Genomic DNA, 5723 nt, shown 5'->3' with positions numbered 1-5723 from the left:
GGAGATGACGTTCTGAACGGCGGCGTGGGTAATGACTCACTCTATGGCGGAGCGGGGCAGGATACCTATCTGTTTGCTAACGGACACGGTAATGACAGGGTCACTGATTCCGCAGGTAAGCTTGAGGGCAGAGATATTATTGAATTCAGCGATCTCAATCTCACCGACCTGTGGTTCTCGAAAAGTAACAGTAATCTGCTTATTACCGAATCAGGATCTCAGGATTCCCTTGAAGTGATGAACTGGTATTCCAATGCTGACAGCCAAAATAAAATCATTCATACGCATGATGGCTATGAAATTGATGCAGCCCAGGTGCAGCAACTGGTTGAAGCGATGAGTACGTTTGCCGCAACGCATAGCGAACTATCAGCAGCAGATCAGCAAACAGGCTTTATGCACTCTGTCAGTGTTTCATCCTATCTCGACGCCGCGAAATAATGTAATGCGGTAAATATCAAAAGCTCCTCTGTTTTCACGGAGGAGCTTTTTTATTTCTGACATCTCAGGATATTTATTCAGAACACTTTGGAAGAAAAATCCGTTTTTACTTCGCTTTCAATATAGGTATTTAAACCCCATCCGGCGCGCGCTAATTCTTTCATCTTTTCAAGATGCTCGGGGCCGGGGTGACGGATATCGTAAAGATACACGTGATTATTTTTGAAACGGACTTTGATCGAGTTGGCATCTATCTGGAAGCTGACAACCTGTGAATCACCGCTTTTGTTGGCGTAATTTTCCATGCTGCATCCTGTTAGCTAAGCCTGATATCGGGCGACCTCATCTATTAACCACGTTCGGCCATTTGACACAGGGCGGAAGTTCACAGTTTGCGCAACGCACGGAAAACAAAGCTGAATACGACAGCAGGAACACCGCTCATGACGTTCCCAGGCCATGAGCGGGGAAGATTACAGGTTTTCCATCACGATTTTGGCGGCCGCCGCCAGCACATCTTTACGTGCTTTGGCATCCTGCTGCGGTTGAGTGAAATAGGTGACCAGAATGAGCGGCGCATGGTTATCGGGCCAGATCACCGCAATGTCATTGGTGGTGCCGTAATCGCCGCTGCCGGTCTTGTCGCCGACCTGCCACGTTGCCGGAAGGCCTGCGCGGATGCTGGCTGCGCCGGTGGTGTTACCTTTTAACCATTCCACAAGCTGCGCGCGCTGCGGTTCAGCCAGTGCATTGCCCAGCGTCAGTTTACGCAGACTTTCGGCCATCGCCAGCGGGGAGGTGGTGTCACGATTGTCGCCGGGGATCGCCGTGTTGAGGCTTGGCTCCGTGCGGTCGAGGCGGAAAGTCTCATCGCCGAGGGAACGTGCAAACTGCGTCACTTTTGCCGGGCCGCCGAGCTGCGCGATAAGTTTATTCATCGCCACGTTGTCGCTGTACTGAATCGCCGCCGCACCCAGTTCACCCAGCGTCATGCCGCTATCAAGGTGTTTTTCAGTGATCGGGTTGTAGTTCACCAGATCGGACTTTTTGATATCCACGTGCTTATTCAGCAGGTTTTTATCCGTTTCACTGGCTTTCAGAATGCCTGATGCTGCCATCACTTTGCTGGTGCTGCACATGGCGAAACGCTCATCCGCGCGGTAAAGCGTCTGCGTGTTACTGGCCGTGTCGATCATCGCCACGCCTAACCGCCCGCCGGTGCTTTTTTCCAGTTCAGCGAGTTTTTGTTGCACGGCTTTTGCCTGTGCGGGCGTCTGAGCCCACAGCGGTGCACTGGAAAATAACAAAGGTATCAGTGCCACGGTGAGGCACGCCTTCTGACGAAATGTATTCATGAACATAGAAATCCTTATCGGTGTTGGTGTGGAAGCCGGCAATATCCTTGTTTGGTGCAGGATTGACAAGCGAGAATAATTTCGCGCAGGATAAAGAAAAACTTATGGATAAGTCATTATGCGGACCTCGCTGCCTCTCAATGCGTTGCGTGCTTTTGAAGCCTCGGCCAGACATCTCAACTTTACCCGTGCCGCACTTGAACTGAGCGTCACGCAGGCGGCGGTCAGCCAGCAGGTTCGTTTGCTGGAAGATCAGCTGGGCACTGCCTTGTTCAAACGGTTGCCGCGCGGGCTGGAACTGACCGATGAAGCGCTGGTGTTATTGCCGGTGTTATCCGAAGCGTTCAGCCAGATTCAAACCGTGCTCAAGCGCTTTGAGGGCGGGTATTTTCATGAAGTGCTGACCATCGCGGTGGTGGGTACTTTTGCCGTAGGCTGGTTATTGCCACGGCTGAAAGCCTTCCGGGAGCAGCATCCTTTTATCGAACTCAAAATTCTGACCAACAATAACGTGGTTAATCTGGCGTCCGAAGGGCTGGATTACGCGATCCGTTTTGGAACCGGCAACTGGGCGGCGACGGAAAACCGGCTGTTGTTTGACGCGCCGCACACGGTGTTATGTTCTGCGGACATTGCCCGCAGACTTTCGACACCGGATGCGCTGACCAAAGAAATACTATTGCGTTCGTACAGGCCTGATGAATGGGATCAATGGATGATCGCCGCCGGTCTGGATCCCTGGCGCGCTGCCGGAGCGGTGTTTGATTCTTCGCGGCTGATGGCCGAAGCGGCGATGCAGGGGGAAGGCGTGGCGCTGGTTCCCGTGTCGATGTTTGCCCGCGAAATGGAGGCCGGATGTCTGGTTCGTCCGTTTGCCACTGAAATCACGCTCGGCAGTTACTGGCTGACCCGGCTTAAATCGAAACGCATGTCTGCCGCGATGCAGGTGTTCGAAGAGTGGCTGTTCAGCCATCTGGCTGAAAGGTCTGAAGAATAAGCGCGCAGTGCAGTGGGCACCGGCAAACTCCCGGTGCCCGCAGCGCTAAAGGGATGGTTTCAGCAGGAAACTGTGATCAAAGGTGCCACTGACATTGAGCGCTACCGGCAGCAATCCCTGAGCATGATAAAAATCAGCGGTTTGCTGTTGTTGCGTCTCCGTCGCCGCATCGATCTGCTGCCAGTAGGATTTGCGGCGTTCAAAAGAGAGTTTCGCCGCATCCAGCGGGAAGCCGATAATCTTCGCCAGTTTTTCACTGTACGCATCCAGATTTTTATACGCCCAGATCTGCGCATCGCTCAGCCGTTGCAGATAATCAGCAATCGCCTGGCGTTTACCCTGATCTTTCAGCGCCGTGTCCGTGGCGGCGAGGAAACTGTTCCCTGACCACAACCCCCGGCCATTAATCAGCACGCGCAGATGATCCTGCGTTTCGGCGAAAGCCGTGTAAGGTTCCCACGTCGCCCAGACATCCACCGAACCTTGCGTCAGCGCGAGTTTGGCATCGCTGGGTGGCAGGAAGCGGAAGGTGGCATCTTTGGCACTCAGCCCGGCAGAGGCCAGTGCTTTCAGCGCCACAAAATGCCCGATAGATCCCCGGTTGGTGGCGATGCTTTTACCCTTCAGATCGGCAGCCGTTTTGATCGGGCTGTCGGGCCTGACCAGCAGCGCCGTGCCGTAAGCATCAGATTTATCCACCGCAATGGCTTTCACCTGCGCACCCGCCGCTTCGGCAAACAGCAGCGGCGCATCGCCGATAATCCCGACATCTACGGCCTGCGCATTGAGCGCTTCTGCCAGCGGAGCCGCAGCCGGGAACTCCGACCATTCAATTTTGTAGGGCAGATTATCCAGTTTGCCCGCCGCTTCTAACTGGGCACGCATATTCCCTTTCTGATCGGCCACGCGCAGGGTGACGGAGTCGGCCAATGCCGCAGACGTGCTGGCGATAAGAGACACCATTAACAGCAGATTTTTTACATTTACTCGCATTGCAATTCCTCAGACCAGGCTGGCACGGGCAGGGTGGAGAGCAGCCTGACGTGCAGCGATTTTCTGCTTCGTCAGCGGGATCAGGGATTTACCGTATTCGACGGCATCATTGAGCGGGTCAAAACCGCGGATCAGGAAAGTGGTGATGCCCAGGTCATAATATTTCAGCAGCGCGTCAGACACCTGTTCAGGCGTACCGACCAGCGCTGTGGAGTTCGATCCCCCGCCGATGAGCCCGGCAATACCGGTCCACAGGCAGCTGTCGAGACGATCGCCTTGCGCCACGGCATTCAGTAACCGCTGAGCCCCGACGCTCTGTGGTTTTGCTGCCAGAGTCTGGCCGCTGGTAGCCCGTTGTGCAGTGGCTTTCGCCAGGATCTCGTCGGCCTTTGCCCAGGCTTCTTCTTCCGTTTTACCGAGGATCGGGCGGAATGAGATGCTGAAGTCGATGTCACGCTGATGCTGTGCGGCCGAGGCTTTCACCGCGGCCACGGTTTCTGCCGCGCTTGCCAGCGGTTCGCCCCACAGCGCGAAGACATCGGCATGTTTACCGGCAACACGGATGGCATCTTCAGACGATCCACCGAAGAACACAGGCAGCCGTTGCTGAGATGGTTTGATGGCTGAGAAGGCTTTCTCCGCCTGATAAAACTCGCCCTGATGGTCGAAATCTTTTTCCGAGTACCAGCTTTTTTTCAGAACATCAATGTATTCATCCGTGCGCTGATAGCGGCCTGACTTTGGCACGAAATCCCCGTCGCGACGCTGTTCTGCATCGCTGCCGCCGCTGATGATATGCACTGCCACGCGGCCGTCCAGCAAGTGATCGAGCGTGGCGAGTTTACGTGCCGCCAGCGTCGGGGCAACAAAGCCGGGGCGATGGGCCAGCAGGAAATGAATACGGGAAGTGTTTGCGCCAGCATGCGCGGTGACCAGAAAGGCATCCGGCTGGTCGGAGGCATAGGCCACCAGAATGCGGTCGAAACCGGCGTTTTCGTGGGCTTTGGCGAAATCGGCGATGTATTTTTTATCAAAAATCGGGCCAGTTGGCGGAATGATTTCAGACGCCAGCCGATGGCCGATCATACCAATAAATTGCACGCTCATGAGCTGTCACTCCTCAGGTCAGAGGCCAGCGAACCAAGACTGCGCTGGCAGGAGTTATCACCATAAACGGGTTTTTACTATGTTAGAAATTCATTATGTGGATAAGTTAATATGAAAAATGTGCATTAAGGTTGGGGCGGTGGGTTGCCACCCACACTGGTCCTGCGAATGCGTTTTAACGTCAAGACCTTGGGCTCGCCGCCCAAACGGGCCTTAAGGGGGGCTTATCGCCGCCCCCCTTAAGAATCCCGGGCTCTTTTTACAACGCGCTGCCGCTGGCAGGCTATATTCCAGCGGCTCCGGCTATTGCCGCAAACGCCGCCGCTGCGCGGTCCTCTCATTTCAGGTTCGGACCCGCTCGGAAAACACCCTCGCGGTTTCTCACCGTTCATTCGACGTCGTTTTGAGCGCGGCCAGAGGCTTTTTAAAGCGCAACCTCACCCTTTTTGACTTTATAAATCAGAAATTAAAGTCTCTATCTTCTGAATGACATAGCCATTGGCCGCACTCAAAAATCACGCTGGAGGGAGAGGCACCGTTTTCGACTTTTTAATTCAAAATTTAAGTCTCAATAATCTTTTGAATGACATAGTCATTGGCCGCACTCAAAAATCACGCCGGAGGGAGAGGCACCGTTTTCGACTTTTTAATTCAAAACTTAAGTCTCAATGATCTTTTGAATGACATAGCCATTGGCCGCACTCAAAAATCACGCTGGAGGGAGTGGTGGAAAACCGCGCATGTTTTTGCGCGGGTTGTAACCCGACCGGAGGGCACCGCAAAGCGGCGGGATTTTGCGGCAATAGGAGGAGTTTCTGAAACATAGCCCA

Annotated in this window: 6 protein-coding genes; 2 read left to right on the top strand and 4 right to left on the bottom strand. The window is 54.1% G+C overall.

The genetic code is table 11. The features are described 5' to 3' along the window. Window positions 1–441 (top strand): calcium-binding protein (locus ED901_RS06495; RefSeq protein WP_371414289.1); only part of this gene is annotated, 441 nt, incomplete at its 5' end. 77 nt (window positions 442–518) lie between these two features. Here the strand turns inward: ED901_RS06495 and ED901_RS06490 are convergent. Both ED901_RS06490 and bla read right to left on the bottom strand, forming a co-directional pair. Next, complete coding sequence (locus ED901_RS06490) at window positions 519–746, bottom strand: hypothetical protein (protein ID WP_015697366.1); 228 nt, start codon at window positions 744–746, stop codon at window positions 519–521. A 168-nt stretch (window positions 747–914) separates the two neighbouring features. Continuing rightward, complete coding sequence (gene bla / locus ED901_RS06485) at window positions 915–1802, bottom strand: class A beta-lactamase (RefSeq protein ID WP_122095362.1); 888 nt, start codon at window positions 1800–1802, stop codon at window positions 915–917. A 112-nt stretch (window positions 1803–1914) separates the two neighbouring features. Here bla and ED901_RS06480 point away from each other — a divergent pair, with 112 nt between their 5' ends. Beyond that, the gene (locus ED901_RS06480; RefSeq protein ID WP_122095361.1) at window positions 1915–2793 is read left to right on the top strand and encodes a LysR family transcriptional regulator; all 879 of its coding nucleotides are present in this window, start codon (window positions 1915–1917) and stop codon (window positions 2791–2793) included. A gap of 45 nt (window positions 2794–2838) precedes the next feature. Here the strand turns inward: ED901_RS06480 and ED901_RS06475 are convergent, their stop codons facing one another. Together ED901_RS06475 and ED901_RS06470 are read right to left on the bottom strand one after the other, a co-directional pair. After that, window positions 2839–3786 carry an ABC transporter substrate-binding protein gene (locus ED901_RS06475; RefSeq protein WP_122095360.1) on the bottom strand — a complete coding sequence of 316 codons (948 nt, stop codon included), beginning with the start codon at window positions 3784–3786 and terminating at the stop codon, window positions 2839–2841. 9 nt (window positions 3787–3795) lie between these two features. Further along, window positions 3796–4893 (bottom strand): LLM class flavin-dependent oxidoreductase, encoded by a 1098-nt coding sequence (locus ED901_RS06470; RefSeq protein WP_122095359.1) that lies wholly within the window; start codon window positions 4891–4893, stop codon window positions 3796–3798. Window positions 4894–5723 lie beyond the last annotated feature (830 nt).

Origin of the sequence: Rahnella sp. Larv3_ips (assembly GCF_003697865.1) — a bacterium.
Lineage (GTDB): Bacteria > Pseudomonadota > Gammaproteobacteria > Enterobacterales > Enterobacteriaceae > Rahnella > Rahnella rivi.
This window is presented reverse-complemented; position numbering and strand designations above follow the sequence as displayed.

What these genes read in the sequence shown, in the direction of transcription:
- ED901_RS06490 (WP_015697366.1), bottom strand. Translation starts at nt 746, where the DNA reads ATGGAAAATTACGCCAACAAAAGCGGTGATTCACAGGTTGTCAGCTTC.
- ED901_RS06475 (WP_122095360.1), bottom strand. Translation starts at nt 3,786, where the DNA reads ATGCGAGTAAATGTAAAAAATCTGCTGTTAATGGTGTCTCTTATCGCC.
- bla (WP_122095362.1), bottom strand. Translation starts at nt 1,802, where the DNA reads ATGTTCATGAATACATTTCGTCAGAAGGCGTGCCTCACCGTGGCACTG.
- ED901_RS06480 (WP_122095361.1), top strand. Translation starts at nt 1,915, where the DNA reads ATGCGGACCTCGCTGCCTCTCAATGCGTTGCGTGCTTTTGAAGCCTCG.
- ED901_RS06470 (WP_122095359.1), bottom strand. Translation starts at nt 4,893, where the DNA reads ATGAGCGTGCAATTTATTGGTATGATCGGCCATCGGCTGGCGTCTGAA.